The sequence below is a fragment of the Amycolatopsis japonica genome (genome assembly GCF_000732925.1).
Taxonomy (GTDB): domain Bacteria; phylum Actinomycetota; class Actinomycetes; order Mycobacteriales; family Pseudonocardiaceae; genus Amycolatopsis; species Amycolatopsis japonica.
The window spans coordinates 4472531-4498753 of sequence record NZ_CP008953.1; the positions used below are offsets into that span (position 1 = coordinate 4472531).

Annotated in this window: 27 protein-coding genes; 12 read left to right on the plus strand and 15 right to left on the minus strand. The window is 70.8% G+C overall.

The window, feature by feature from the left end:
* Nucleotides 1-25 precede the first annotated feature (25 nt).
* From AJAP_RS20765 to AJAP_RS20790, 6 genes are all read right to left on the minus strand, one after another.
* On the minus strand, nucleotides 26-1027 hold the full coding sequence (locus AJAP_RS20765; RefSeq protein WP_038514274.1) for a proline racemase family protein: 1002 nt from the start codon (nucleotides 1025-1027) through the stop codon (nucleotides 26-28).
* Nucleotides 1028-1939, minus strand: a complete 912-nt coding sequence (locus tag AJAP_RS20770; RefSeq protein ID WP_038514276.1) for a dihydrodipicolinate synthase family protein — start codon at nucleotides 1937-1939, stop codon at nucleotides 1028-1030.
* Nucleotides 1936-3297 carry an FAD/NAD(P)-dependent oxidoreductase gene (locus AJAP_RS20775; RefSeq protein ID WP_038514279.1) on the minus strand — a complete coding sequence of 454 codons (1362 nt, stop codon included), beginning with the start codon at nucleotides 3295-3297 and terminating at the stop codon, nucleotides 1936-1938. Before AJAP_RS20775 ends, AJAP_RS20770 begins: the two co-directional genes overlap by 4 nt.
* Nucleotides 3294-3602, minus strand: a complete 309-nt coding sequence (locus AJAP_RS20780) for a (2Fe-2S)-binding protein (protein ID WP_051972534.1) — start codon at nucleotides 3600-3602, stop codon at nucleotides 3294-3296. The genes AJAP_RS20775 and AJAP_RS20780 overlap by 4 nt, the downstream gene beginning before the upstream one ends.
* Complete coding sequence (locus tag AJAP_RS20785; protein WP_038514281.1) at nucleotides 3599-4771, minus strand: NAD(P)/FAD-dependent oxidoreductase; 1173 nt, start codon at nucleotides 4769-4771, stop codon at nucleotides 3599-3601. Before AJAP_RS20785 ends, AJAP_RS20780 begins: the two co-directional genes overlap by 4 nt.
* Before the next feature lie 78 nt (nucleotides 4772-4849).
* The gene (locus tag AJAP_RS20790; RefSeq protein WP_038514283.1) at nucleotides 4850-5449 is read right to left on the minus strand and encodes a helix-turn-helix domain-containing protein; all 600 of its coding nucleotides are present in this window, start codon (nucleotides 5447-5449) and stop codon (nucleotides 4850-4852) included.
* 225 nt (nucleotides 5450-5674) lie between these two features.
* Here AJAP_RS20790 and AJAP_RS20795 point away from each other — a divergent pair, with 225 nt between their 5' ends.
* Nucleotides 5675-6808: a hypothetical protein gene (locus tag AJAP_RS20795; protein WP_038514285.1), complete on the plus strand. Its 1134-nt coding sequence runs from the start codon at nucleotides 5675-5677 to the stop codon at nucleotides 6806-6808.
* A gap of 43 nt (nucleotides 6809-6851) precedes the next feature.
* Here AJAP_RS20795 and AJAP_RS20800 read toward each other — a convergent pair whose 3' ends face one another.
* Complete coding sequence (locus AJAP_RS20800) at nucleotides 6852-8267, minus strand: aminopeptidase P family protein (RefSeq protein WP_038514288.1); 1416 nt, start codon at nucleotides 8265-8267, stop codon at nucleotides 6852-6854.
* 90 nt (nucleotides 8268-8357) lie between these two features.
* Between AJAP_RS20800 and AJAP_RS20805 the strand changes: the two genes are divergently transcribed.
* Both AJAP_RS20805 and AJAP_RS20810 read left to right on the plus strand, forming a co-directional pair.
* Nucleotides 8358-9344, plus strand: a complete 987-nt coding sequence (locus tag AJAP_RS20805) for a LysR family transcriptional regulator (RefSeq protein WP_038514290.1) — start codon at nucleotides 8358-8360, stop codon at nucleotides 9342-9344.
* 95 nt (nucleotides 9345-9439) lie between these two features.
* Nucleotides 9440-9652, plus strand: coding sequence for a hypothetical protein (locus tag AJAP_RS20810; protein WP_038514293.1), 213 nt, complete (start codon nucleotides 9440-9442; stop codon nucleotides 9650-9652).
* On the opposite strand, the gene AJAP_RS20815 is transcribed toward AJAP_RS20810, so the two are convergent.
* Entirely contained in the window at nucleotides 9649-10206 is a 558-nt protein-coding gene (locus AJAP_RS20815) for a carboxymuconolactone decarboxylase family protein (RefSeq protein WP_038523526.1), read from the minus strand. The two genes, AJAP_RS20810 and AJAP_RS20815, sit on opposite strands and share 4 nt — an antisense overlap.
* 68 nt (nucleotides 10207-10274) lie before the next feature.
* Here AJAP_RS20815 and AJAP_RS20820 point away from each other — a divergent pair, with 68 nt between their 5' ends.
* Entirely contained in the window at nucleotides 10275-10613 is a 339-nt protein-coding gene (locus AJAP_RS20820) for a winged helix-turn-helix transcriptional regulator (RefSeq protein WP_038514296.1), read from the plus strand.
* 219 nt (nucleotides 10614-10832) lie between these two features.
* Nucleotides 10833-11261 (plus strand): STAS domain-containing protein, encoded by a 429-nt coding sequence (locus AJAP_RS20825; RefSeq protein WP_037337057.1) that lies wholly within the window; start codon nucleotides 10833-10835, stop codon nucleotides 11259-11261.
* Nucleotides 11262-11264: 3 nt separating this feature from the next.
* Here the strand turns inward: AJAP_RS20825 and AJAP_RS20830 are convergent, their stop codons facing one another.
* A complete protein-coding gene (locus tag AJAP_RS20830; RefSeq protein ID WP_038514299.1) occupies nucleotides 11265-11609 on the minus strand; it encodes an STAS domain-containing protein in 345 nt (114 codons plus the stop codon).
* 153 nt (nucleotides 11610-11762) lie between these two features.
* On the opposite strand from AJAP_RS20830, the gene AJAP_RS20835 reads away from it, so the two are divergent.
* On the plus strand, nucleotides 11763-12176 hold the full coding sequence (locus tag AJAP_RS20835) for an ATP-binding protein (RefSeq protein WP_038514301.1): 414 nt from the start codon (nucleotides 11763-11765) through the stop codon (nucleotides 12174-12176).
* Nucleotides 12177-12265: 89 nt separating this feature from the next.
* Here AJAP_RS20835 and AJAP_RS20840 read toward each other — a convergent pair whose 3' ends face one another.
* The 3 genes from AJAP_RS20840 to AJAP_RS20850 all read right to left on the minus strand — a co-directional run bounded on the left by AJAP_RS20840 (nucleotide 12266) and on the right by AJAP_RS20850 (nucleotide 14785).
* A complete protein-coding gene (locus AJAP_RS20840; RefSeq protein ID WP_038514304.1) occupies nucleotides 12266-12841 on the minus strand; it encodes a dihydrofolate reductase family protein in 576 nt (191 codons plus the stop codon).
* An 87-nt stretch (nucleotides 12842-12928) separates the two neighbouring features.
* Entirely contained in the window at nucleotides 12929-13600 is a 672-nt protein-coding gene (locus AJAP_RS20845) for a response regulator (protein WP_038514306.1), read from the minus strand.
* Nucleotides 13601-14785: a sensor histidine kinase gene (locus AJAP_RS20850; protein ID WP_038514309.1), complete on the minus strand. Its 1185-nt coding sequence runs from the start codon at nucleotides 14783-14785 to the stop codon at nucleotides 13601-13603.
* Nucleotides 14786-14965: 180 nt separating this feature from the next.
* Here AJAP_RS20850 and AJAP_RS20855 point away from each other — a divergent pair, with 180 nt between their 5' ends.
* Entirely contained in the window at nucleotides 14966-15199 is a 234-nt protein-coding gene (locus AJAP_RS20855) for a hypothetical protein (protein WP_037337039.1), read from the plus strand.
* Between the two features lie 87 nt (nucleotides 15200-15286).
* Nucleotides 15287-17599: a LuxR C-terminal-related transcriptional regulator gene (locus AJAP_RS20860; protein WP_038514312.1), complete on the plus strand. Its 2313-nt coding sequence runs from the start codon at nucleotides 15287-15289 to the stop codon at nucleotides 17597-17599.
* A 3-nt stretch (nucleotides 17600-17602) separates the two neighbouring features.
* Here AJAP_RS20860 and AJAP_RS20865 read toward each other — a convergent pair whose 3' ends face one another.
* The 3 genes from AJAP_RS20865 to AJAP_RS20875 form a co-directional block, all read right to left on the minus strand.
* Nucleotides 17603-18715 (minus strand): helix-turn-helix domain-containing protein, encoded by a 1113-nt coding sequence (locus tag AJAP_RS20865; RefSeq protein ID WP_038514315.1) that lies wholly within the window; start codon nucleotides 18713-18715, stop codon nucleotides 17603-17605.
* Between the two features lie 470 nt (nucleotides 18716-19185).
* Nucleotides 19186-20865 carry a dihydroxy-acid dehydratase gene (gene ilvD, locus AJAP_RS20870; protein WP_038514318.1) on the minus strand — a complete coding sequence of 560 codons (1680 nt, stop codon included), beginning with the start codon at nucleotides 20863-20865 and terminating at the stop codon, nucleotides 19186-19188.
* A gap of 63 nt (nucleotides 20866-20928) precedes the next feature.
* Nucleotides 20929-22209 carry a hemolysin family protein gene (locus AJAP_RS20875; protein WP_038514320.1) on the minus strand — a complete coding sequence of 427 codons (1281 nt, stop codon included), beginning with the start codon at nucleotides 22207-22209 and terminating at the stop codon, nucleotides 20929-20931.
* 130 nt (nucleotides 22210-22339) lie between these two features.
* Here AJAP_RS20875 and AJAP_RS20880 point away from each other — a divergent pair, with 130 nt between their 5' ends.
* The 4 genes from AJAP_RS20880 (at nucleotide 22340) to AJAP_RS20895 (ending at nucleotide 26220) form a co-directional block, all read left to right on the plus strand.
* Nucleotides 22340-23674 (plus strand): cytochrome P450, encoded by a 1335-nt coding sequence (locus AJAP_RS20880; protein ID WP_051972535.1) that lies wholly within the window; start codon nucleotides 22340-22342, stop codon nucleotides 23672-23674.
* Nucleotides 23675-23867: 193 nt separating this feature from the next.
* A complete protein-coding gene (locus tag AJAP_RS20885; protein WP_038514323.1) occupies nucleotides 23868-24350 on the plus strand; it encodes a hypothetical protein in 483 nt (160 codons plus the stop codon).
* Between the two features lie 81 nt (nucleotides 24351-24431).
* On the plus strand, nucleotides 24432-25412 hold the full coding sequence (locus AJAP_RS20890; protein WP_038514326.1) for an AraC-like ligand-binding domain-containing protein: 981 nt from the start codon (nucleotides 24432-24434) through the stop codon (nucleotides 25410-25412).
* Between the two features lie 40 nt (nucleotides 25413-25452).
* Entirely contained in the window at nucleotides 25453-26220 is a 768-nt protein-coding gene (locus AJAP_RS20895) for a MoaF C-terminal domain-containing protein (protein ID WP_038514328.1), read from the plus strand.
* The last annotated feature ends 3 nt before the right edge of the window (nucleotides 26221-26223 follow it).

The window sequence follows — 26223 nt, forward strand, 5'->3', positions numbered from 1 at the left end:
GAAAGCGCGCCTCGAGAGACAGGGGTTAGAGGACGAACCCCGCGGGGAACGGGTCGTCCGGGTCCAGCAGATAGGTGGCGTTGCCGGTGATCCAGGCCCGGCCGGAGAACTCCGGTACCACCGCGGGGACGCCGCCGACCGCGGTCTCGGCGACCAGCTCACCGGTGAACGTGGTGCCGATGAACGAACTGTTCTCGAACGGCGTGTGCAACGGGAGTTCGCCTCGGGCGTGGAGCTGCGCCATCCTGGCCGAGGTACCGGTGCCGCAAGGTGATCGGTCGAACCAGCCGGGGTGGATCGCCATCGCGTTCCGCGACGCCTTGGCGTCGGAGCCCGGGGCGAGGAACTGGACGTGTTTGCAGCCGCCGATCAGCGGATCGGCCGGATGTTCCGGCGGCCGCTGGTCGTTGATGGCCGCCATGATGTCCAGCCCCGCGGCGAGGATCCGGTCCTTCTCCGCCCGGTCGAACAGAATGTCCACTTGGGACAGTTCGAGGATGGCGTAGAAGTTGCCGCCGTAGGCCAGGTCGTAACGCACCTCACCCAGTCCCGGCACGGCGACGACGGCGTCCCGCTCGGCGAGGAACGACGCGACGTTGCGCAGTTTGACGCGGACCGCACGGCCGTCCCGGACCTCGACCTCGGCGTGCACGAGCCCGGCCGGGGTGTCCAGCCGGACCACGGTCTTCGGTTCGGTCACCTCGACCATGCCGGTCTCCACCAGCACGGTCGCGACGCCGATGGTGCCGTGCCCGCACATCGGCAGGCAGCCGGACACCTCGATGTACACCACACCCCAGTCGGCGTCCGGCCTGGTCGGCGGCTGCAGGATCGCGCCGCTCATCGCCGAATGACCGCGCGGCTCGTTCATCAGGAACTGCCGCAGATGGTCCAGGTGTTCCATGAAGTACCGGCGGCGTTCGGCCATCGTGTCGCCGGGGATGACGCCGACCCCGCCGGTCACCACCCGGGTCGGCATGCCCTCGGTATGCGAGTCGACGGCGGTGATCGACCGGATCGACCGCACCTACGCCACCCCCAGCGAGGCGAGCGCGCGGCGCATGTCGGCGGTGACCTGCTCGCGGTGCTCCTCGGTCAGCGGGCCCCGCGGGGGACGGCACGGCCCGCCGTACCGGCCGACCAGGTCCATCCCGAGTTTGATCGCCTGGACGAACTCGGTACGCGAGTCCCAGCGGAACGCGGCCACCAGCGGCTCGTAGAGCGCCCTGGCCTCGTCGAGCTTGCCGGACCGCGCCAGGTCGAACAGGCGCACCGACTCGGCGGGGAACACGTTGGGGAACCCGGCGAACCAGCCCGTCGCGCCCATCAGCAGGCTCTCCAGCACGACGTCGTCGGCCCCGCTGATCACGTCGAGGCCCGGTGCCTGCTCGCGGATCTCCAGCACCCGGCGGACGTCGCCGGAGAACTCCTTGACCGCGACCACGTTGTCGATCTGCGCGATCTCCGCGAGCAGCGCGGGCGTGAGGTCGACCTTCGTGTCGATGGGGTTGTTGTAGACCATCACCGGCAGGCCGACCGACGCCACCGCCTCGAAATGCGCGAGCACTTCGCCGCGATTCGCTCGGTACATCGTGGGCGGCAGGCACAGCAGGCCGTCGGCGCCGTCCTCGGCCGCGACTTCGGCCCAGTACTTGGCCTGGTGCGATCCGGGGCCGTGCACGCCGACGACGACGATCCCGTCGTTCCCCACGGTTTCGATCGCGGTGCGGGCGACGCGGCGGCGTTCCTCGTCGGTCAGCGACGAGTACTCGCCGAGGGAGCCGTTCGGGCCGACGCCCCGGCAGCCGTTGTCGACCAGCCACCGGCAGTGCGCGGCGTAGGCGTCGTAGTCCACGGCCAGCCCGGCGTGCGCCGACGCGTCGTCCCGGTACGGGAGGGCGGTCGCGACGACGACGCCACCGAGGTCGGGGGTGCTCATTCAGGTTCTCCTTCGATTCGGGCGGCGAGTTCGCCCAGCCGGATCGGCTGGACGATCGGGCGATGGTGCCGTTCGGCGCCACCGCAGAGTTCGGCTACGGTCGGGCCGCAGATCCGGCCCTGGCACGGGCCGAGACCGGCCCGGGTGCCGAGTTTCAGTGCGTGCGGTCCGGGACAGGACTCGTCCTCGGTCGCACGCGTCAGTTCGCCGTACGTGGTTTCCTCGCAGCGGCAGACGATCGTGTCTTCGCGCAGCCAGCTTCGCCAGGCCGGGCCGATCGGGTGGGCCACGGCGAGACGTTCGGCGAAGGTACGGGCCCGGTCACGAGCACGGAGCAGCGCCGCGTCCGGCGTTCCTCCCGCGGCGGCGCGGCCGGCGACCGCGCCCTCGGCCGCGGCGGTGATCGCCCCGCCGATGCCGGTGATCTCGCCCGCGGCGAAGACACCGTCCACTGTGGTCTGTTGCACGGTGTCCACCCGGACGAACCCGTCGTCCAGGACGCAGCCCGCGGCGACGGCCAGTTCCGGCTGCGGGCTGAAACCGTGACCCACGCAGACAGCATCGACCTCGTACGTGCGTTCGGTACCGGGGACGACGGACCAGTCCGCGCGTAGTTTCGCGGTCACGACCTCGCGGACGCGGTCCGCGCCGCGGGCCTCGATCACCGCCCGGCCCATCAGGTACGGGACCCGGTGCCTGGCCAGTGTCGCGGCGTAACGCACCAGTTCACCCGCCTTCCCGGCGTGCGCGGCTAGGCGCCACGGCCGGGACGACCATCCTTTTCGGACGGTCGAGGCCGGGTTCGCCTCCAGTACCGCGACCACCTCGGCCCCGACCCCCAGCAAGGATTCCGCGACCGGCAACAGGAACGGCCCGGCACCGGCGACGAGGACCCGTCCGCCGATCGCGACCCGCTCCCCCTTCGCCAGCGCCTGGGCCGCGCCCGCGGTGTACACGCCGGGCAGTTCCCAGCCGGGGAACGGCAGGGTGCGGTCGTGCGCTCCGGTCGCCAGGATCAGCGCGTCCGGAACGAGGGTCAGCCGCCGCCGTCCGGAGCCGTCGGACGGTCCCCGCAGGACGTGCACCCGTTTCTCCGCCCGGTCGAACGCCCAGACGGTGGAGCCGGGCCACCACCGGCATCGCGGATGCGCGAGGACCCGGCGGCGCCGGTCGAATTCCGCCCGGCCGTGCTGGATCCGGTCCGGACGCCTCGCCGCATAGACCTCGGGAAGCATCCGGTGGTACTGGCCGCCGGGGGTCTCCGCCTGATCCAGCACCGTGACCCGGGCACCGGCCCGCAGCGCGTGCTCGGCCGCCGCGAGCCCGGCGGGCCCGGCGCCGACGATCACCACGTTCACGCCGTCTCCTCCCGTGACTGGGTGCGGACTTCGTCGCCATCGGCGGCCGGACGGCGGCACGCGCGGACGTCGGGCACGTCGTTCACCGTGAGCAGGCAGTCGAAACACGCGCCGATCCCGCAGAACACCCCGCGCGGAGCCCCGGAACGCGTGGTCCGCCAGGAGGTCCGTCCCGCGGCGAGCAGCATCCCCGCCACGCTCTGGCCCTCGATCCCGGTCACGGGTTCGCCGTCGACGGTGATCCGGATCGGGCGGTCGGTGCGGCCCACCGGATCGCGATCGCGCGGCAGCAGCCATCCGCTCATGCCGCCGCCTCCGCCAGTACCGCGGAACGGTCCACGGTGAACTCGCCGACCGGCATCGCGGGTTCGGTCCCGGTGAGCAGTTCGCGTAGCAACCGCGCGGTGCCGACGCTCAGCCCGATCCCGGCGCCCTCGTGCCCGGTGGCGTGCCAGAGGTTCTCGAGCCGCGGATCTTCGCCGAGGACGGGGAGATGATCGTCGACGTACGGCCGGAATCCGCCGTACGCGCGCATGATCGCGACGTCGGCGAGCGACGGGAACAGCCGCAGCGCCTTCACCGCGATGGCGCTCAGCACCTCCGGGCGGATCGTGTCGTCGAACTCCACCCGGCGGCGTGAGGAACCGATCAGCACGGTGCCGCCCCACGTCGACTCGACGACGGCGGACGTCTGCAGCTCGCCCGAATCGGCGCCGACCGCGCCGACGTAATCGGCGTCGTAGACCTTGTGCCGCACCACACCCGGCATCGGCGTGGTCACCAGTACCTCGCCGCGGCGGGGGCGGACGGCGATCGGGGCGCCGAGGCGCGCCGACACCTGACCGGCCCACGGGCCCGCGGCGTTCACGACGACGTCGGCCTCGATCACCTCGCCGGGCACCCGGACACCGGTGATCCGTCCGTTGTGGACGGTCGCTCCGACGACCTCGGTGTCGAAGCGCAACTGAGCGCCATGGCGGAGAGCCGAGCCCAGGAGGGCCAGCGCCGCGCCCGCGGGCTGGACCTGCGCGTCCTCCGGGTAGTGGAACGCGGCGGTCACGTCACGGGTCAGCGCGGGCTCCGCGTCGGCAAGTTCCTTGTGGGACAACGGTTCCGCGCGGACCCCGGTTTGCGAGGCGGCGAACGCGGCGAGCGCGACGGCCCCGTCGTCCGTGGTGGCGACGACGATGCCGCCCTTGGGGTCGTACTCGATCGACGAAGCGGCACGCGCGTCCTCGTCGGCGATCTCGGCGACCACCTGGGGCCACAACGCGGTCGAAAGCTTCGCGAGGTCGAGTTCCGCCCCAGGTCCCTTGTCGGAGACCAAAATGTTGCCCTCGCCGTGCGACGTGGTCCCTCCGGCGGGACGGCCGCGATCCACGACCACGACGTCGAACCCGGCCAGGGTCAGCTCACGGGCACACGCGGCGCCGACGATCCCCGCGCCGAGGACGACCACACGCGTTCGGTTCATCGACCCTCCAGCGTTCGGTAAAGCGAACGATCGGAGAGTAGGTTCCACCCAGGACGGGTGTCAATACCTCGGGCGCGGTCAGCCCTTCAGCACCGGATGCGGCCTGCCGTCGAGCCGTTCGTCGGCGCGGTACTGCAACAGCAGGACCGAGTGCACCGGCCCCGCCGAAGCGGTGTAGCAATGCGGCTCGCGGGCGTCGAAGGCGACGTAATCGCCCGGGCCGACCTCGACGCTGCGGCCGGCGACCTCGACCAGCAGCGATCCGGTCTGCACGATGGTGTGCTCGACCCCGACGTGCCCCTGTGAACGCTGCGGCGCGTCCCCGCGCACCACCTGGTCGTACACCTCGAAGACGCCCTCACCGGTCTCGATCCGCCGCAACGGCCGGAGATCCACTCCCTCGCCGCTGAGCACCTCGACGTCGGCGCCGCGCACCACGGTGAGCGCGCCGCCCGCCCGATGGTCGAGCAGGTCGGAGATCGCCACCTCCAGCACCCTGGACAGGCTGAACACGGTCTCGATGGTCGGATTGCCGCCGCCGGACTCCAGCTGGGACAGCGTCGCCTTGCCGATTCCCGACCGCCGCGAGAGCTCCGACAGCGAAATCCCCCTCGCCGCCCTGGCCGCGCGCAGGTTGACCGCCAGCATGTCCCGGATCGAGGGCGTCTCGTCCTCCACCGCTTCTCCCCTGTCGTTCGTCAAACCGTACGACCTCGTTCGCTTTGCCGATCGAGTTCGCGGACATCATGACACGCCCCACGACGGGGAGGGCATAGCCGCGGCCGATGGGGCGGCGCGATGGTGGGCGGCGCGGGCCGCGATGAAACTCCTTCACCAACCGGTGTGTCACCGTCGACACAGGGTCACGGGCGCACCGTCGTTCCTGCCAGCGAGGAGATTCCCGTGCAGCTGATCCGCAGATCCGCAGGCCGACGACTTCGGGCGTTCGGCGCGGTGCTCATCACCACCCTCGGGCTGACCGCGGCCGTCGTCGCGCCGCCGGCGACCGCCGCCGCGAACGCCTGTCTCACCGGCACGCTCGTCTTCGACCATCTCGACGCGGAGGCCGGGACCAGCAAGCCGCTGCGCACCCAGGTCGCCCGGAACGCGAACTGGGAGCTGTGGGGCCGCACCGGTTCCGGCACGGCGACCCGGCTCGCCGCCGGGATCACCGGCGCCTCCGACGGCCGCTTCACCGCCTGCCACACGGCGTCCCTGGCCGAGGCGTACGTGCGCTTCCGGTCGAGCAGCACGGCGATGTGGCGGGTCGTCAAGGCCGCGAACAACACCACCGACTACACGTTCGACTCGGCGCGCCGCACGAACGTCTCCGGCACCCAGGACCTCGGCACGGTGAAGGTGCCCTCGACGCTCCAGCGCGCGTGGAAGGTCGTGGACACGCTCAACGTCTTGTACTGGAAGCGCGCCAACCCGTCGTCCTCGTGCTGGACGGCCAGGCAGTCCGACGGACGCTGCGACCAGATCACCTTCGTCTGGGATCCGAAGGTCGCCGACGGCGGCTACTGGGACTACCCGAACACGAACTACGTCTTCCTCGGCAACACCATGCCCGATTCGAAGCACCTCATCCTCCACGAGGCCGGGCACTGGCTGCAGTGGCAGCTCTACGGCCGCGACTTCCCCGTCGTCACCGGCTGCAACCCGCACTACATCGAGAAGCACAGCTCGGAATCGTGCGCGTGGACCGAAGGCTTCGCCGACGCCGTCGCCGCCTACGCCCTCGGCGACTACCGCTACGTCTACGACAACGGGAGCTCGTACAGCTTCGAGAACGACGCTTCGACCCCCGGCTGGGACGACGGCGACACCGTGCAGGGGCGGGTCGGCTCGTCGCTGCTCGACCTGTGGGCGGCGGACGGACCGGACGGCGGGAACTGGAACCGCACGATCGCGCTGATGACCCGCGACTTCAGCCAGGACTTCCGCGAGTACTTCACCGAGGACCGGCCGGCCGCGGGCCTGTCCACGACCGGTGCCGCCGAGCGGATCCTCGCCGGCCACACCATCTCGTACTGACGCGGACGCCGGAGGGCCGGACCGCGATCCGGCCCTCCGGGTCTCACCTCCTGGCTGCCTGGACCCAGGCGGTGATCTCGTCGGCGGTCGAAGGGAAACCGCCGGACAGCAGGTCGTATCCCGATCCGGTGACCACGACGTCGTCCTCGATACGGACGCCGAGACCGCGCAGCTCGGGCGGCACGGTGCGGTCACCGGCGTGGAAGTACAGACCCGGCTCGACCGCCAGCGCCATCCCCTCGGCGAGCGTGCCCTCGCGGTACGTCGAGGGATGGGCGGCGGCGCAGTCGTGGACGTCCAGCCCGAGGAAATGGCCGGTACCGCAGACGATGTACCGCCGGTGCTGCTGCCCGTCCGGCGACAGCGCTTCGTCCACCGACACCGGGAGGAGGCCCCAATCGTGCAACCCCTCCGCGAGCACGCGCAGCGCCGTCGCCTGGAACGCGCCGTAGTCCTGACCGGGGCGGACCTCGCCCAGCGCCGCGACGTGCGCCTTGTGCACCAGGTCGTAGACGTCGCGCTGGGCCTTCGTGAACTCCCCGCCGACCGGGAAGGTTCGGGTGATGTCGGCCGTGTACAGGGAATCCACTTCGACGCCGGCGTCGAGCAGCAGCAGGCTGTCCTCGGTCACCCGCCCGTCGCAGCGGGTCCAGTGCAGGATCGGGGCGTGCGGCCCGGCCGCCACGATGGAGGTGTAGCCGGGGCCGGTGCCCTCGGTGCGCGCACGGCGGTCGAAGGTGCCCTGCAGCCAGCGTTCCCCACCACCGCGGACCGCCTCCGGCAGCGCGGCCAGCACGTCCGCGAAGCCGAGGGCGGTCGCGTCGACGGCGTCGCGCAGCTGGCCGATCTCCCAGTCGTCCTTGATCCGGCGCAACTCGGCGAGGACCGTCCGGAGCCGCTCGCTGTGGCCGAAGCGGTACGCGTCGAGCGCGGGATCGACCCCGGCACCGACCAGGAAACTCGGGTTCCGCCCACGCAAACCGTGCGGGAGATCCTCCAGCGGGCGGCATTCGATGCCGAGCGCGTCCCCGTACGCGGCCGGTCCGGCGGCGGAGCCGACCCACAGCGGGCTGGTGTCGGCGTCGCCGACGAAGTCCGGCTCGTGCGCCTCGGCGGGCCGCGGGACGTACAAGGTGGCGTGGTGGCTGTCCCCCGCCGGGGTCATCACCAGGATCGCGCCCTCGCGCTGGCAACCGGTGAGCCACACGAAATCGCTGTCGGCGCGGAAGCCGTGGAACGTGTCGTTGGACCGAACCACCGCCCGGCCCGCCGCGAGCGCGATGCGCTGACCGGGCAGTTCCGCCGACAGCCTGCCGCGATGGGCGGCGGCCGCCTCGGCGGTCCCCGGCGGCACCTCCACCACGTCGTCCGCGGGCTCCCAGCCGTCGCTGATCCAGTTCCGGAACCCTTTGGCGGCCAGCAGCGCGCGCAGATCCGGCCGGGTTCGGTCGCCGGTCATCGGCACCCCTTTCAGGTAGTCATGGTCCTGGCCGCACCTTCGCACCGCGACGGACCCGGCCGTAATGACCGGCGGCGATAGACTCCGCCTATGGCCCTGGAGATCCGGCACCTGCGGGCGATCTGCGCCATCGCCGAAGCGGGCAGCCTCTCGCAGGCGGCCGCCGCGCTGGGCATGTCCCAGCCCTCGCTGACCTCGCTGCTCCAGCGGCTCGAACGGCAGATCGGCGCGCCGTTGTTCGTCCGCAGCCACACCGGCGTGACGCCGACCCCGGTCGGCGAGCAGACGTTGCGCCGCGCGCTGACCCTGCTCGTGGAGTTCGACCGGTTCGAGAGCGACCTCCTCGGCGCGCTCGGCGACGGCCCGGTGCGGCTCGGATCGTCCCAAATGGACTGTCTGCCCACCTTCGTCGAGCGGCTGGACGACGCGCTGCCGGGGCTGGACGTCACCGTCCACGTGGAACCCTCCAGCGCGGTGCTGGCGCAGGCACTCGCCCGCGCGACACTGGACATCGCCGTCATCGCCATGTCAGACGACCAGGAAGTGCCGCTGGCGAAGCATCTCGGGCACCGGGTGCTGTTCTCGTGGCTGCCCATCTTCGTCGGCATTCCGGCACGGCACCGGCTCGCCGGCGGGCTCGAGGTCGACCTGGCCGACCTCGCGGACGAGGCGTGGATCGGGCCGCCCGGCCCCGAGGACGGCTCGCTGACGTCGTTGCGCGCGGCGACGCATCGCGCGGGGTTCACGCCGCGGATCCGCTTCGAATGCCCGAACGGCGGCGGACGCCATCTGATCGCCGCCGGGCAGGCGGTACAGCTCGTGGAACCCACCGCGCCGGAACTGCCCGGCATGGTCGTCCGGCCGTTGAAGGGTGACCCGATGCGGATGCGGCTCGTGCTGGCGTGGCGCAAGGAACGGCTGACGTGGGACCAAGCGGAGAACGTCTACCGCGCGGTGATGACGTCGTACACGCGGCACGCGATGGCGTCGACGCCGTTCCGGACGTGGTGGGAGCGGCGGCGGGATTCCCAGTCGTGGGACGGGCTGGTGGACTTCTTCCGGGTGGCCGGTTCATGACGGGACCGGTGTGAAACCACCGGTTTCGAACAGCCTGTAACCCGATCCCGCCTCGACGCGATTGACCTCCCGTACCGGGCGAACGGAGACGGGAGATGATGACGCAACGGCTGTGGCTGGGACTGGCGGTCGTCTACACGTGCACCGCCGTGGTCCAGCTCTACCTTCTCGCCAGCACCGGCGCCGTCTGGGCCGGGACACTCACCGCGGTCGGCTTCGTGGCGGCGCTGCTCTGCGTTCTCGCCGCCTGGAAGGCACCGAAACGAGAACGGGACGACACAAGGGAAATCGACTCACACCACCCCTAGCCACCGGGATAGGGGGCGGCCCACGGCTCCTCGTCGAGGCCGACCCCGTCGGCGACGTACGCGATCGTCCGGTACCAGCCCGCCAGCACGAGGAACTCCAGGAGCTGCGAGGCCGGATAGTGCGCGGCGAGCGCGGCCCAGGCGGCGTCGGAAACCGTTGCCGTGTCGTGGAGTTCGTCGACGGCGGCGATCAGGGCGCGGTGCCGCTCCGACCAAGCGGGATGCCCGGAGTCGCCGGTTACGGTGGCTTCGAGCCGTTCCGGCGTCAAGCCGACCATCGGCGCGAAAACCGCGGCGTGGACACCCCATTCGTAGCGGCATCCGCAGCGGGCGGTCACCCGCGCGATGACGATTTCCCGGTCCAGCGCGGGTAATTCGCCGTGCGCGAGCAGACCGGCTCCCAGGACGCGCATCCGCGACGCCAGCTCCGGATGGCGCTGCAGCAACCGGAACAGCGCCAGCGGCTCCTCCGTCACGCCGGGCGGCATCCCTTTGCGCAGGGCTTGTTCGACGTCCGCCTCGTAGGGCGGGGCGAGTGGCGCGATGCGGGCCATGACCACCTCCGGTGCTTCGATTTCAGAACCACTATGCTGCTTCGAAAGTCGAAGCACAAGGGGGTGCCATGCCCGACCATCCGATCCCGCGGCCCGGGCGGCCGGTCCGCGGCTCCGAAACCGGCCGACCGCTCATGGCCGCGCTCGATCTGCTGGGGCGCCGATGGACCCTGCGGGTGATCTGGGAACTGCGCGAGGGCGACGTCGGCTTCCGGGAACTCCGGCGGCGCTGCGAGCGCATGTCGTCGAGCGTGCTCGCCACCAGGCTGGGCGAGCTCACCGAAGCCCGCATCGTCGAAACCGGCGGCGAGGGTTACCGCCTGACACCACTGGGGGAACGGCTTCTCGACGCGTTGCACCCACTGGAGAAATGGGGCCTCGCCTGGGAAAAGGCGCTGCGTGAGTGACGAGGTCACCCACCGTTCACCGCACGCGGCCTTGCCAGGAGAGGTGAGCGGCGTACGGTGAGCAGTACGTGAGGTTGAGTCCAGCAGCCCGCGCGAACGACCCGCATGTCCGCGGCCCAGCACCTTCACAGGGCGACGCGGAGGCGAGTTCACTTGCGCAGCAGCTGTGCAGGCTTACCCGTTGTCCGTCTCGTCCCCGGCTATCCGGGAGACACCCTCATGACCGAACGCATTCCTTTCACGCGGAGCAACCGCGACGGCCCCGCGCTCCACCCCGCCGTTCCGCTACCCCGTCCGTCGGCCGAGAACCTCTTGCGGGTCCAGCGGATCCGGTGGAACGACGACCTGCTGGTCATCGCCGCGGCCGGGGAGATCGACCTCGCCACGGCGGGACGGCTGGAACAGGCCCTGCGTGGCCGCTTGCCCGCCGCCACCGTGCTCGATCTGAGCGAGGTCGGCTTCCTCGGCGTCGCCGGGTTGCGGGTCATCGAATCGGCCGCGGTCCGCGCCCGTGCCGAACGCCGCACGACCGGCGTCGTCGCCGAGGCCCGGCCGGTACTGCGCCTGCTGCACCTGTTCGGCTCCGAGACCCAGATCCCCGTGTACCGGCGCCTCGACCACGCGATCCTCGAGGTGTCGAACCAGTGACGATCAGGCGAGCGGCAGGAGTGTGGACAGCCCCGTCTTCGAAGCCAGCCGCCGGATCGTGGGCGACGGAAGGAAACGCAGCGCGACCCCCTGGGTGTTGCACCGGTCGTTGATCCCGACCAGGGTCGCCAAACCGGTGGAATCGCAGAATTCCACGCCTTCGAGATCGACGACCAGCTTGCCCGGCACGGGCTCCAGCGCTTCCTCGAAGGTCTCCTTGAGGTCCTCGGAGGTCGTCAGATCGATCTCTCCCGCCACCGCGATGACGACCTCGGCGCCATCGGGCCTCGCGACGGACACCGAGAACGGAACCTCCCGGTGTTCGCCGTCTCCGCTCGTCACCGTCATCCACCCCTCACGATCGGTACCCGACTGCCCCGAACATATCGGATGACGGCGCCCGCTCGCGCGGCTCACGTGTCCCGATCCGGGCGGTGCCTTAGCCTTGTCGATGGATCCGGCGGTCGTGGACCGCGGCGGACGACGAGGAGAAGCTTCGTGATGCCGATCGACGAGCCGGTGCGCAAGCACACCGACGAGCTGGTCCTCGAGGTCGCCGCCGTCCCCGCCCAGGCCGCCGCGTTGCGGGACGTCCTGGCGAAATGGGCCCTCGACCGGGGTCTCCCCCGCGAACTGGCCGAGGATCTCAAACTCACCGCCTACGAAGCGATGACGAACGTCGTCAAGCACGCCTACCCGGACGGCACCGAAGGCAACGTCATGACGGTGACGGCCGCCCACGACGACGGCCTGCTCAAGATCAGCGTCGCCGACGAAGGCCGCTGGCGCGACGGCCGCCGCCCGGACGGCGGACGCGGCCTGCCGATCATCCGCGCCTTCGCGCCGGAGGCCTCGGTGACGAGCACACCCACCGGGACCATCGTCCGGCTCGCGTGGCCCTGCCCCGCCCTCTGACCGGCTTCGGTCTCCTCCGGGCGTGCTCGGACACGGGACTCGCGTGACTGGAGGCGGATCTTGCGTGATTGGAGGCGGAACGTGTCCGATCACCGGATGACGTCGTAGACCAGCTTCTGGATCCCGTTGCCGTAGGACTCGCTCTCGACGAGCTTGAGGTTCTGCTTGTCCTTGTCGGTGTCGCTGAACAGCTTCTTGCCCGCGCCGAGCAGAACCGGGAACAGCAGCAGGTGGTAGCGGTCGATCAGGCCGGCGTCGGCGAGGTTCCGGTCGAGTTCCGCGCTGCCGTGGACGATGATCGGCCCGCCCTCGGTCTCCTTGAGCTTCGCGACGTCGTCGAGCGAGCGCAGGATCGTGGTCTCGCCCCAGTTGTCGACGAGGTCCTCGTCCCGCAGCGTGGTCGACACGACGTACTTCGGCATCGCGTTGTACTCCGCGAACTCCTCGGTCATACCGGGCCACACCGGCGAAAACGCCTGGTAGCTGACCCGGCCCATCATCATCGCCGTGGCCTCGCCCTGCTCACGCCCCTTGAGCTCGTAGGCCGCTTCGTCGAACTCGATGCCGTTGAAGGTCCAGCCGGAGTTGCGGTAGCCGGGCTCTCCGCCGGGCCCTTCGACGACGCCGTCGAGCGAGACGAACGCGGTGGCGATCAGGGTGCGCATCTGGTTTCTCCTTGGTGGTTCGGAAGTGCTTTCGACACTGCGTCGACCGGGGAACGACGGATTCGACATCGTGGCGAAAAGAATTTCTCACTCTTCGGCGTCGCGGACCAGCAGGGCGATCTGGACCCGGTTTTCGACGCCGAGCTTGGCGAGCATGCTGCTCGTGTGCGCCTTCACCGTCGCGACGGTGATGTCCAGCTTTCGCGCGACGTCGGTGTTGGACAGCCCCTCGGCGATGGCGCCCGCCGTCTCGCGTTCGCGCTCGGTCAGCGTGGCCAGCAGCCCGCGGGCGGTATCCCGCGACGCCCGGCGCGCGTCGGACGAATGCGGCCCGGTGGCCGCGGTGATCAGCCGGGCCGTGGCGGCGGGTGAGAGCGCGGGTTCGCCGGTCGCGACCGTGCGGATCGCCGCGAGGATCCGCGGCGGCGGGGTGTCCTTGAGCAGGAATCCGAGCGCGCCGACGCGCAGCGCGCCCAGCACCATCTCGTCCGAGTCGAACGTGGTGAGCACCAGCACCCGCGGCGGCTCCGGGAGGCCGAGGATCTCCTCGGTCGCGCTCAGCCCGTCGCGGCCGGGCATCCGGACGTCCATCAGGACGACGTCGGGCCGCTGCTCCCCCACCACCCCGACCGCGGCGTCGCCGTCGGCGGCCTCACCGACCACGACGAGATCCGGTTCGCCGTCGACGATGAGCCGCAGCGCCATCCGCACCAGATGCTCGTCGTCGACCAGCACGACCCGCACCCGCTCGTCGTCCATTCATTCGCTCCCTTCGCGGACCGGCCACGGCAAACGCGCGGCGAGCACGAATCCGCCCCCAGGTTCCGCGTGGTGGTCCAGTTCGCCGCCTGCCAGTTCGACCCGTTCGGCGAGGCCCAGCAGACCGAATCCCGACGCGGGCGGGCCCGCGATCGCCCGCGCCGCCCCGGAATCCCGGATCGTCGCGCGCATCCCGTCGCCCGGCCTTCCTTCGACCGTGACGACCACGTCGGCGCCGGGCGCGTGTTTGCCCGCGTTGGTCAGCCCTTCCTGCACGATCCGGTAGACGGTCCTCGCGATCGCGTCGGGCGGCTCGCCCTCGGTCGAGAGCTCCATCGTGACGGCCAGCCCCAGCGCCCGCGCGTCCGCGACGAGCGCGGGAAGGTCGGCGAGCGAGGGTTGCGGTGGTTCCAGTTCGTCCGGGTCCGCCCGCAGCACGCCGAGGACGTCCCGCAGTTCCTCCAGCGCCTGATGCGAACCGTCGGCGATGCCGCGCGCCAGTTCCGCGACCTGCTCGGCGGGCAGATCCGGGCGGTGCCCCAGCACCCCGGCCTGCATCGCGACCAGCGAGACGCGGTGCGCGAGGACGTCGTGCATCTCGCGGGCGATCCGGTGGCGCTCCACGATCCGGGCCTCGGCCGCCCGCGCGGCCTGCTCGCGTTCCGCGCTCTCGACCCGTTCCCGCAGGGAGCGCACCTCCTCCCGGCGCGCCCCGATCGCGGCGCCCACGGCCACCACGATGCCCACCAGCAAGGTGGGGAGGCTGATCATCAGCCACAGCGGCCCCGGCGTCTCGCGCGCCGGGTACAGGTCGACGACCAGGACCGCCGTGACCACGGACAACACCGCCGCGACCGCCGTTTCGGCCGGTCGCCGCCGGGTGGCCAGCGAACAGAGCGCCAGCAGCGACGCGCCACCGGCCAGCACCGACGCCGTCGAAGCGAGGATGACCGCGATGGCGATCACCACCGGGAAACGGCGGCGCCACAGCAGCGCGATCAGGCAGACGAGCGCGATCAGCGGATCGCCGGTGATCATCCACTCGACCCTCGGCCCCGACGCGCCCACCGGCAGTTGCGCAGCCGTGATGACCCAGAGCAGCACACCCAGCGCCGCCGCGGCGAGCAGACGCCAGGCCTCTCCCCACGGCCGGAGGGGCGGCTGGGCGCCGGCGTCGGTGATCACCGGCCCATCATGGTCGACCGGCCCGCGGCGGCGCAGCCGGACACGGGACGATCCCGGCCCCGACCTCGGTCGCGACGGGGATCGACTTTGGTCGGACACGACGTGCGACGCGCCGCCGATGCGCGCCGGTTTCCGCGCGGGCGATGCTGGGGTCCGACCAGGAACCAGGAGGTGGGAAGCATGACCAAGGGCGGCTATCTGGGGCTGCAGATCTTCGGGATGGTGGCCGTCGCCGTCTTCGCGCAGGCCGCCATCCGCAGCCTTTTCGATCATTCCGCGACCCAGTTGTGGGGCGCGTTCGACTGGGTACCCGGTGAGTGGGGCGGCAGGTTGATCGTGTTCCTGCTGCTCGCGGCCACCGGAACGGTGCTGGCGGGCTGGGCGCATGATCGCGCCAAGCGAGCGGACCGCTAGGCCGGCGCCGTTCCGCTAGTATCCGCAGCCGGGCGTTTTCCGTCTACATCGGACGGAACGCGGGGCTGGTCGATCGCGGGAGAGTGCATGGCGGACGGAGTTGGCTCGCTTGCGGGGTGGTCGGCCGATCCCACCGAAGTGACCAGCTACGTGGGCCGGGACGCCGAGACCGGCGAGGCGAGGCGCCTGCTGGAGGCATCGTCGCTGGTCACGCTGACGGGGCCGGGCGGGGTGGGCAAGACCAGGCTGGCCTGGCGCATCGCGGCGGCCCACCGGGAGGCCACCGCCGACGAGGTCGCGTTCGTCTCGCTGGCCGAACTGCGGGAACCCGCGTTGCTGGTGCCGACGGTGGCGAACGTGCTCGGCTTCGGCGACCGCTCGGCGAAACCGGCCATCGACGTCGTCGTCGAAGCGCTGCAGGCGAGCCGGCTGCTGCTCGTGCTCGACAACTGCGAGCATCTGGTCGACAGCTGCGCCTGGTTCGCCGACACCGTGGTCAGGGCCTGTCCTCAGGTGACCGTGCTGGCCACGAGCAGGCAATCGCTCGGCGTGGCGGGCGAGCGTGTCCTGCCGGTGCCGCCGCTGGCGATCCCGGAACAGGGCGACTCCTTCGAACGCGTGATGAACGACGATTCCGTGCGCCTGTTCGTCGATCGCGCGACCGCGGTCGCGCCGTCGTTCCGGCTCGCCGAGGAGGACATCGAGCCGCTGATCCGGCTGTGCCGCAGGCTCGACGGCCTGCCGCTGGCCATCGAACTGGCCGCCGTCCGCGCGCGGGCGTTGTCCGTACGCCAGCTGGCCGACCGCCTCGACCGGCAGTTCTCCGTGCTCACGAAGGACCGGCGGGGGCGGCCGGAGCGGCACGAGACCATGCGGGCCCTGATCGACTGGAGCCACGACCTCTGCACCGGGCCCGAACGGCTGCTGTGGGCCCGCGCGTCGGTGTTCTCCGGCAGCTTCGACCTCGATGCCGCCGAGCAGGTCTGCAGCGGTGGCGAACTGCCGCGCGACCACGTCCTCGAAGTCGTCGACGGGCTGCTCGACAAGTCCATCCTGCTGCGCGAGGAATACCCCGGCGGGGTGCGGTACCGCATGCTGGAATCGGTGCGCGAGTACGGCGTCGACCGGCTCAGCGAGACGGGCGGGACGGCGGAGTTCCGGAAACGGCACCGGGACTGGTTCGCCGAACTCGCCGGCCGGTACGCCACCGAATGGCTGGAGACCGATCAGCTCGGCTGGATCGGACGGCTGCGGCGCGAACACGCGAACCTGCGCGTCGCCCTCGACTACTGCACGGGCACCCCCGAGGACGCGGTCGTCGGGCTGCGGATGCTGCGCGACGTCAAGGAGTTCTGGATCGTCCGCGGGCTGAACACCGAAGGCCGGATGTGGGTCCGCCGCCTCGACGAGGCCGCGGCTCCGGACGTTCCGGAGCGGGCGCACGGGCTGTGGCTCTCCGGTTTCCTGGCGGTGGTGCAGGGCGACATGTCCGCCCACCGGTGCATGCTGGAGCGGGCGGCCGCCGAAGCCCAGGCGAGCGGCGACGAACTCGCCGCCGCGTACGTGCTCCACGTCCGCGCCTACGCCGCGCTGATCGGCAACGACATGGCCGAGGCGTCACGCCTGTTCGGCACGGCCATCGACCTGTTCCGCGCGCACGGCGACGAGGGCGGGGACCTCTGGGCGAGTTACAACCACGGACTCGCCGTCTGGCTGAACGGCGACCTCGACCGGGGCCGGGCGGTGCTCGCGGAAGCCGTCGAACGCTGCGAGCGGCGCGGTGAGGTCTTCTGGCGTGGCTGGGCACTGTGGTCGCGTGCCGCAGCCGAATACCTGCAAGGGGATATCGCCGTCGCCGAACGCTGCTGCGAGCAGGTCCTGCGCCTGCACGAGCGGGTGGACGACCGCGTGGTCGTCGGGTTCACGCTCACCGTCATGGCGGGCTGCGCGGCCCGGACCAAACGCCCCAACCGGGCGGCGATCCTGCAGGGCGCCTCGATGAACGTCTGGCGCACGGTCGGCGCGTGGCCGACGCGGTACGCGGCGTTCACCGAACCGCTGCTCGCCGACACCGACACCGTGACGACCGCACTGGGCTGGGAGGTCGCGGTCAAGGAATTCGCCGACGGCGCCGCGATGCCCACCCGCGACGCCATCGCGTACGCCCTCGAAGAACGCACCCCCGGCCCGCGGAAACAGACCGCGCAGGTGCTCACCAAACGGGAGACCGAGATCGCGCACGTGATCGCCGAGGGCCTGACGAACCAGGAGATCGCCGACCGGCTCGGCATCGCCCGGCGCACGGTGGACACCCACATCGACCACATCCTCACCAAACTCGGCTACTCGAACCGCGTCCAGGTCGCCACCTGGGTGACCCGGTCCGCGGATCCCTCCTGACGCTCACGCCACCTTCATCGGGGCGGCCTGCCGCGCCGGTTCGGTCGTGAGCAGGTCCGCGCGCAGGGCGATCCGCAGGTCCAGACGGGACTGCGGGTCGTCGAGCCGGGCACCGAACAGGACCCGCAGACGGCGCATGCGATTCCGGACCGTCTGCGGGTGCACGCCTAGGTTGTTCGCGATCTCGGGCGCCCCGCCACGGGCGGAGAGCATGGCGTCGAGGGTTTCGGCGAGTTTGGTGCGCTCGTTGGCAGGCAGGTCGGCGATCGGCGCCAGGCTGCGCGTCACCAGCGCAGTGGTGAGCACCTCGTCCGCGAACAGCCAGTGCGTGGTGAGGTGATCCGACCAGCGCACGAGCGGGCCGTCCTCGATCACCTCGCGGCGGACCAGTTCCAGCGTCCGGCGCGCCCACCGCAGGGAGATCGCGGCGTCGGCGGGCGCCACCGCGGGCCCGACCGCCGCCCGCGTCCCCGCCAGGACACCGCCGATCTCGACGTCGTCGGGGACGAGCAGGAGCGGGTACTCGCCGGCGAGGTCGGCCAGCACCTCTGGACCGAACGACGCGCGGACCGCGCCGGGCTCGGCGGCGACGGCCACCACCCGCGCGGGCGGCACCCAGCCCGCCTCGGCCGCGAGTCCCGCCCATTTCGCGGGCGGACGGCCGCTCAAGATCTCTTTCAGCAGGTCTCGGCGCAGCTCGGCGACCGAGGGCGTGTGCGCGGCGCGGTAGGCCGCGGTGGACAGCCGGATCAGGACGTCGGAGCAGCGGAGCAGGGCCTCCACCCCGGTGTCCATCAGGCCGGACCCGGCCCCGGGCTGCCGCGACAACGACGCCAGCGCGGGAAGGGCGCCGCGGCCCGCCGAGTGGTAGGCCCGGGAGAGCCGGTCCAGCTCCTTGCCCGCCGCGTACTCGGCGACCCCGACCTGGCGGAAGGCGTCCGCGCCCGCCGCGATGCCGAGGTTCATCCCGTCGCGCTCGAGTACCGAGGCGACGAACTCCGTGGCACGCGCGTCGAACAGCGGCGCGTGCTCGGGCAGCGAATGCCGGATCCCGTCCACGACCACGCGGGCGATCACGAGGGCGGCGGAGCGGGCTGGGGCGTAGGACGCGGTCATCGTCGACCTCCGGAGCAGCGGGAATCGTCGGGCCGCCGAGTCTGCTACTCCGGAGTAGCGGGGCACATCGGGTGAATTACGTACTCGGGTCCGGCGGGCCTACGCATCACCCGTTCGTGGAGGCCTCCTGACCCTCGGCGATCGTGTCGCGTTATTTGAGGGGTAGGGCAAACGTGGCGTGGTCGGTGCGGGTGGTCGTGAGTGGCGTTTCGGGTTCTAACCCGAAACGCCACTCACGACCAGCGCTTGGCCAGGGCTGAAGGCTCCCTTCGCCGCATTAGACGTGGTGAAGGGAGCCTTCACGCCATCGCTGGCCCCGCCCGCGAACGCGACACGGTTTGCCGTCCAGGGTGGTCATCTCATCGCAAAGCCGGCGAAGACGGCCTGCGCGACAGGGGTTCGATCACGCCACCTTTGCCTTACCCCTCACCCGCGGTAATCCCCACCTTCGGGCGACCACGCCAGCCGCTCTACTCGCACACGGCTCCGTGCGCGGCGCTCCGCACGACCTTGGCGTACTTGCCGAGCACCCCGCGCGTGTACGCGGGCGCCTTGGGAGTCCAGCCCTCCTTGCGGGCCTCGATGTCGTCGATCTCGACTACCAGCGTCCGGTTCGCGACGTCGAGCGTGATCGGGTCCCCGTCGCGCACGAAGGCGATCGGCCCGGCGTCGACGGCTTCCGGGGCGATGTGGCCGACGCACAGCCCGGTCGTGCCGCCGCTGAACCGGCCGTCGGTGATGAGCAGGACGTCCTTGCCGAGTCCGGCGCCCTTGATCGCGCCGGTGATGGCGAGCATCTCCCGCATCCCCGGGCCGCCCTTGGGGCCTTCGTAGCGGATGACGACGACGTCGCCGGCGATGATCCGGCCCTCGGCGAGCGCGTCGAGAGCGGCCCGCTCTCCGTCGAAGACCCGAGCGGTGCCGGTGAACGTCGATTCGTCGAAGCCCGCCGACTTCACGACCGCGCCTTCGGGCGCCAGCGAGCCCTTGAGGATGGTCAGCCCGCCGGTCTTGTGGATCGGGCGGTCGAGCGGCCGGATGATCTCGCCGTCGACCCCGGCGGGCGCGATGCCTTCGAGGTTCTCGGCCATCGTCTTCCCGGTCACGGTGAGCACGTCGCCGTGCATGAGCCCGGCGTCGAGCAGCGCCTTCATCACCACGGGGATGCCGCCGACCTTGTCGACGTCGTTCATCACGTACTTCCCGAACGGTTTGAGGTCGCCGAGGTGCGGGACCTTGTCACCGATCCGGTTGAAGTCGTCGATGCGCAGATCGACCTCCGCCTCGCGCGCGATCGCGAGCAGGTGCAGGACGGCGTTGGTCGAACCGCCCAGCGCCATCACGACGGCGATGGCGTTCTCGAACGCTTCCATGGTCATGACCTGCCGCGCGGTGATGCCCTGGCGGAGCATGCCGACGACGGCCTCCCCCGAACGGTGCGCGAACCCGTCACGACGCCGGTCGACCGCGGGCGGGGCGGCCGATCCGGGCAGCGACATGCCGAGCGCTTCGGCGACCGACGCCATCGTGTTGGCGGTGTACATGCCACCGCAGGCTCCTTCACCGGGGCAGATCGCACGCTCGATCTTGTCCACTTCGGCGCGGCTGATCTTTCCCGCCAGGCACGCGCCGACGGCTTCGAACGCGTCGATGATCGTGACGTCCTGCCCGTCGACCTGTCCGGGCATGATCGAGCCGGCGTAAAGGAAGACGGAGGCGAGATCGAGCCGGGCCGCGGCCATGAGCATGCCCGGCAAGGACTTGTCGCAGCCCGCCAGCAGCACGGAGCCGTCCAGCCGCTCGGCCATCATCACCGTCTCGACGGAGTCGGCGATCACCTCTCGGGACACCAGCGAGAAGTGCATTCCCTCGTGTCCCATGGAAATTCCGTCGGACACCGAGATCGTGCCGAACTCCAGCGGGTAGCCACCGGCCGCGTGCACGCCGTTCTTGACCGCCTTGGCCAGCCGGTCGAGCGACAGGTTGCACGGGGTGATCTCGTTCCACGAGGACGCCACCCCGATCTGCGGTTTGGCGAAGTCGTCGTCGCCCATCCCGACCGCGCGGAGCATCCCGCGGGCCGCCGCGCGCTCCAGGCCGTCGGTCACGTCGCGCGAACGAGGTTTCAAATCCGGCTGGTCTTGCGGCATCGGGGCACCTTCCTTCGTGGCGGGACACCGGGCACGCTGCCAACCCCGCGCGTCCGGCGCAACTCATCGCTCCGTGGCAGGCCCGCGGTGCAGTGCCACCCGCGTGATCGCGTGATGCTCCACGCCGAGCACTTCGGCCGTCCAGCCGGAGACCACCACGCGGTCGCCCGGCTTCTCCGGGATCCGGCCGAGGATCACGAGGATCAACCCGGCGATGGTCGCGTACTCCCCCGGCGGCGCGTCGCGCAGTTCGACCCCGACATCGACGAGGTCGTGCACCGGGAAGGTGCCGGGCAGGACCAGGGAACCGTCCTTGCCGTCGCGCACGGCCAGCACGTCGCGGTCGGTCTCGTCGTAGATCTCGCCGACGATCTCCTCCAGCAGATCCTCCAGCGTGACCATGCCCGCGACGGCGCCGTGCTCGTCGACCACCAGCGCCATCTGCTCCCGTTCGGCCTTGAAACTCCGGATCGCGTCCGACACCCGCAACGAATCGGGGAACACCACCGCCGGCCGGACTACCTCCGCGAGGTCTTCGTGGTCGCCGAGCAGGTCGCGCAACCGCACGACACCGAGGACATCGTCCAGATGGCCACCGCGGGCGACCGGCGCCCGGGAATGGCCGGATTCGGCCAGCTGCCTGCGCGCCGAGAGCAGATCCTGCTCGGCGGACAGGGTCAGCACCGCCCGACGGGGCACGAGCACTTCCCGCAGCCGTCGTTCGTGGATCTCCAAGGCGCCGTTGATGATCATGCGCTGTTCGGCGTTCAGGCCGCGCTGCGCGGACACCAACTCGCGGAGCTCTTCGGGCGACATCTGGTCCGGATCGGCTTCCGCCCGGCCGCCCAGCGCCCGCACGACGAAGTTCGTCGACACGCTCAGCGCCCACACCACGGGCCGCGAGATCGCCGACAGCAGGTTCAGCGGCCGCGCCACCAGCAGCGCCCACCGCAGCGCGTTCTGCATGGCCAGCCGCTTCGGGGCCAGCTCGCCGAGCACCAGGGTCAGGAACGTGAGGACCATCGTCACCAGCGCGACGGCCACCGCGCCGGCGGCGTTGCCGAGGAAACCCAGCAGTGGCACCAGGGGTTGGGCGAGGGACACCGCCGCCGTTGCCGAGGCCAGGAACCCGGCGAGCGTGATGCCGATCTGGATCGTCGCCAGGAACCGATTCGGGTCGCGCGCCAAGCGCACCAGGGTGCGGGCGGCCGCGCGGCCGTCGCGTTCCAACGCCCGCAGCTGTCCTTCGCGCAACGAGATCAGCGCCATCTCGCTGCCCGCGAACACCGCGTTGAGCACCACCAGCACCGCGACCAGCGCGATGTCGAACCCGTAGCCGCCCACAAGCACTCCCCGGCCCGCCGGACGTGCAGAACATTACCGAGCGGAAGGCAGGTCCGCAGATATCGCGACTGCTCGCTACTGACACGTCGTTCCGCTACCTTCGAAGGGAACCCGCACGGACGGAGTCCTGATGTTCGCACTCAAGACCGCTCCCGCCCGGACCTTCCGGCACAAGGCGGAGGCGATCGCCAAACCGGTCACCCGCTGGAGCATCGGCCACGCCATCCCCCGGGTCGCCCTGCGGGCCGCGGCGCGGCGGGGCGACCTCCAGGGCAGGCTGTCCGTCGAGGCAAGCGGCGGAGCGGACCTGACCGGCCTGTTCGACGAGATCCGCTCGCACGGCGCCATCGCCACCACCCGGGTCGGGCACGTCACCACCCGGCATTCGGCGTGCAAGGAGATCCTGGGCAGCGACGCGTTCAAGACCGTGCGGTTCGTCCCGGACAACCCGCTGCTCAACCGGCTCGTGGCCTGGTCGTCGTCCGGTCTGATCCATCCGATCGAGCCCCCGTCGCTGCTCGCCAGCGAACCGCCCGACCACACGCGCTACCGGAAGCTGGTCACCCGCGTCTTCACCGCCCGCGCGGTGGAGCAACTGCGCGAACGCACGCAGGCGATCACCGACGAACTGCTCGACGGTCTCGACCCGACGAGCCCGGTCGATCTCATCGAGCAGTACTGCGGGCTCCTGCCGGTCACCGTGATCAGCCAGATCCTCGGTGTCCCGCCGGAGGAGCGTGACAAGGTGCTCGCGCTGGGCGGGGCCGCGGCCCCGAGCCTCGACCTCGGCCTGCCGTGGCGGACGTTCCGGACGGTGGAGGCGACGCTGGCGGAGTTCGATTCGTGGCTCACCGTGCATCTGGAGAAGCTGCGGGCGAACCCCGGCGACAACCTGCTCAGCAAGCTGATCGCCGCACGCGAGGACGGCGTCGGCCTGACCGAGCGGGAACTCAAGGCCACCGCGGGGCTGGTGCTGGCGGCCGGCTTCGAAACGACCGTCAATCTCCTCGGCAACGGCATCGCGCTGCTCACCCGGCATCCGGACGAACTCGCGAAGCTGCGGGCGGATCCGGACCTGTGGAGCAACGCCGTCGATGAGGTCCTCCGCTACGACCCGCCGGTCCTGCTCACCGGCAGGCTGGCCGCGAAGGACACCGAGATCGGCGGGACCCCCATCGCCCGCGGGGCGATCGTCAGCACCGTGCTCGCGGGCGCCAACCGGGACCCGGAGATCTTCGACGACCCGGCCGCCTTCGACGTCGCTCGGGCGAACGCGCGGGATCACGTGTCGTTCGGCGCCGGGCGGCACTACTGTCTCGGCGCCTCGCTGGCGAGGATGGAAGGCGAGATCGGGCTGCGGTCGATCTTCGAGCGCTTCCCCGACCTGCGGCTGCTGGGTGGCGGCCGGCGGCGGGAGACCCGGATCCTGCGCGGCTTCGAAACGCTTCCGGCCGCGCTCATCTGACGCGGGGATTTCCTGGCTGTGGCGGCAGTTGATCGCCGGTCCGTGAAGGCCTCCGCCGCAATTCGTCCACAAAGGACGAAAGACGCCGGAATGGCGAAGCGCTCCGACGCCGTGCTCACCGGACGGCTCACGACCGGGCAAGCGGGCATTTTTACCGAACCGGCACGGGAAACCGGCCAGTAACCTCACGCCGGTGAAGACGGACCGCGAAGGCAAGGAAGCCCCGGAGCTCCCTACCGTCACGGTCATCGGGTGCCTCCTCGGCTTCTTCATGACGGTATTGGTCCTGATCGGCCCGGCCCTGCTCTGGATCAGCACCCGCTTCGATCCCGGCGACGACGACGGCCTGGTCGTCGTCGCCATGGGCGCCGTGTTCACGCTCGGCGGGGCCGGCACCGTCGGCTCGCACCTCTGGCAGAACGCCAAGGCCAGGGAGGCCCATCGCGGACTGGACCGGAAAGGTGTCCGCGCGACCGCCGAAGTCGTTTCCAGCAAGCGGATCTGGGTCGGCGAGGTGAGCACGCCCGCGGACGACGTCGACCTCGTCGTGACCGGCCCGGGCGTGGCTCCGTTCAGTGCGCGAGTGCTCACCGAGGACGTGGGCCGCTACGAAACGGGCACGGTGGTACCCGTCGACGTGGACCCGGGGACCCTCCTGTTCCGCCTCGCCGACTGACCTCGCCGCGATCATTGCCCGGCAGCATCGTATCGCTTATCGTATATGAAATTCACCCCCCGATGCTGCGAGGTGACCCCCGTGACCACCGCCACCGCCGACCCGACCACCACCACGGTCGCGCGAGATTTCACCGATTTCCGCACGGTGGTGTCACAATCCTTCGTGCCGCTGCACGTGACGAGCGAGCACCGGGACCACTTCCGCGGCCGCATCCGCTCGTGCGGAGCCGACGACGTGCAGCTGACCGAGGTGACCGCGTCGGCGCACGTGGTCGAGCGGACACCCGAACTGATCGCCAGGGCGGACAGGCATTACTACAAGCTGAGCCTGATCCTGGCCGGCACCGGCCTGCTCGTGCAGGACAACCGTGAGGCGATGCTGCGTCCCGGCGACGTGGCGTTGTACGACACGCACCGGCCGTACACCCTCGCGTTCGAAGAGGATTTCCGCACGCTCGTGGTGATGTTCCCGCAGCGGCTCATCGATCTCCCCCGCGACCTGGTCGGCCAGCTGACCGCGGTGCCGATGTCGGGCAAACGGGGCATGGGCAACGTGGTGGTGCCCTTCCTCGCGCAGCTCGGCAGCAACCTCGACCAGCTCGGCGGGCCGGCGGGTGTCCGGCTCGCGCATACCGCGGTCGATCTGCTCGCCACCCTGTTCGCCAGCGAGCTCGACCTCGCCCGCACGAGCGCCGGGCCGCACCACGAACTGATGCGCCGGGTCCTCGCGTACATCGACGCGAACCTCTCCTCCACCGACCTGGGACCGGCACAGATCGCCGCCGAGCACTACATCTCCACCCGGCATCTGCACGGCCTCTTCCACGAGCAGGGCACCACCGTCTCGGGCTGGATCCGCACCCGCCGCCTCGAACACTGCCGCCGCGAATTGCTCGACCCCGTGCACACTTCGCGGCCCGTCGCGGCCATCGCGGCGAAGTGGGGTTTCGTCGACGCGCCGCATTTCAGCCGGGTGTTCAAGACGGAATTCGGCTGCTCGCCGAGCGAACTGCGGCGCGGCTTGACCGTGAGCGATCGGTTGTTGCCGCCCAGCGCGTGACAGCTGGCCCTTCCCGGGCGGTCGCCTCGACGATGACCGCATGCCCGAAGCACCCGAGGAACAGTGGCGTACCTATGACGAGTTCGCCGCCGGAATAGCCACCTACCGCCTGCCGAACGCGGACCTGTCGGGACGCGAGCTCACCGTCACGCTCGACGACGGGACGACGCTCGCGCTGCGGTTCGAAGACGCTGAAACCGTCACCTGCAACGGCATCAAGGATCCGTACGACGCGGTCGCCGTCCGGGAAGACGTCTTCTTCGTCAATCTCCCACACACCAGCGTCGAAGGGGAAGCGCTCACCGTCGTCTTCTCCACCACGACGCACCGCGCGCTCGCCGTGCGCTCGGTCATCGGCGCCGAGGATGTCGAAGGCGTTCCCCGTGTCTCCCAGACGTTCTGGTCCGGCACGACCGACGCGGGCACGCCGTCCGGCGAGGTCCCCGGCCCGTCGCGCGACCTGATCGGCAAGCGCAACGTCTACCGCTACAGCCCGGAACACCTCTACGAGCACGTGTACGTGTCCTCGCAACGCTATGCCTGGCAATGCCTCGAAGGCGTGCAGCGCGGCCACGGGGACATGGACCTGTCGACGGTGTGGAAGTTCCAGGACGGGCTCTACCTGTTCTGCTTCCGCGAATTCCGCATCGCCGTGGCCAGCGTGTGGCTGCACGACCTCGGCTACGCGCTGAAGACCACCGGCGTCTTCCTCGGCCTGACCGGCGACGGCCGGTCGGAACACTCCCGCGCGGGCGGGCACATCTACCCACTCGGCGCCGTCGCCTATCCCGACGCGCAACCGGTTTAAGGA

Bases quoted from the DNA above. Each gene is read 5' to 3' on its own strand.
- AJAP_RS20830 (WP_038514299.1), bottom strand. From the start codon at position 11,609: ATGACGGTGACGAGCGGAGACGGCGAACACCGGGAGGTTCCGTTCTCG.
- AJAP_RS20800 (WP_038514288.1), bottom strand. From the start codon at position 8,267: ATGACCGGCGACCGAACCCGGCCGGATCTGCGCGCGCTGCTGGCCGCC.
- AJAP_RS20815 (WP_038523526.1), bottom strand. From the start codon at position 10,206: ATGGCCCGCATCGCGCCACTCGCCCCGCCCTACGAGGCGGACGTCGAA.
- AJAP_RS20895 (WP_038514328.1), top strand. From the start codon at position 25,453: ATGCCCGAAGCACCCGAGGAACAGTGGCGTACCTATGACGAGTTCGCC.
- AJAP_RS20810 (WP_038514293.1), top strand. From the start codon at position 9,440: ATGATGACGCAACGGCTGTGGCTGGGACTGGCGGTCGTCTACACGTGC.
- AJAP_RS20780 (WP_051972534.1), bottom strand. From the start codon at position 3,602: ATGAGCGGATGGCTGCTGCCGCGCGATCGCGATCCGGTGGGCCGCACC.
- AJAP_RS20860 (WP_038514312.1), top strand. From the start codon at position 15,287: ATGGCGGACGGAGTTGGCTCGCTTGCGGGGTGGTCGGCCGATCCCACC.
- AJAP_RS20845 (WP_038514306.1), bottom strand. From the start codon at position 13,600: ATGGACGACGAGCGGGTGCGGGTCGTGCTGGTCGACGACGAGCATCTG.
- AJAP_RS20770 (WP_038514276.1), bottom strand. From the start codon at position 1,939: ATGAGCACCCCCGACCTCGGTGGCGTCGTCGTCGCGACCGCCCTCCCG.
- ilvD (WP_038514318.1), bottom strand. From the start codon at position 20,865: ATGCCGCAAGACCAGCCGGATTTGAAACCTCGTTCGCGCGACGTGACC.
- AJAP_RS20855 (WP_037337039.1), top strand. From the start codon at position 14,966: ATGACCAAGGGCGGCTATCTGGGGCTGCAGATCTTCGGGATGGTGGCC.
- AJAP_RS20805 (WP_038514290.1), top strand. From the start codon at position 8,358: ATGGCCCTGGAGATCCGGCACCTGCGGGCGATCTGCGCCATCGCCGAA.
- AJAP_RS20840 (WP_038514304.1), bottom strand. From the start codon at position 12,841: ATGCGCACCCTGATCGCCACCGCGTTCGTCTCGCTCGACGGCGTCGTC.
- AJAP_RS20820 (WP_038514296.1), top strand. From the start codon at position 10,275: ATGCCCGACCATCCGATCCCGCGGCCCGGGCGGCCGGTCCGCGGCTCC.
- AJAP_RS20865 (WP_038514315.1), bottom strand. From the start codon at position 18,715: ATGACCGCGTCCTACGCCCCAGCCCGCTCCGCCGCCCTCGTGATCGCC.
- AJAP_RS20785 (WP_038514281.1), bottom strand. From the start codon at position 4,771: ATGAACCGAACGCGTGTGGTCGTCCTCGGCGCGGGGATCGTCGGCGCC.
- AJAP_RS20825 (WP_037337057.1), top strand. From the start codon at position 10,833: ATGACCGAACGCATTCCTTTCACGCGGAGCAACCGCGACGGCCCCGCG.
- AJAP_RS20880 (WP_051972535.1), top strand. From the start codon at position 22,340: ATGTTCGCACTCAAGACCGCTCCCGCCCGGACCTTCCGGCACAAGGCG.
- AJAP_RS20835 (WP_038514301.1), top strand. From the start codon at position 11,763: ATGCCGATCGACGAGCCGGTGCGCAAGCACACCGACGAGCTGGTCCTC.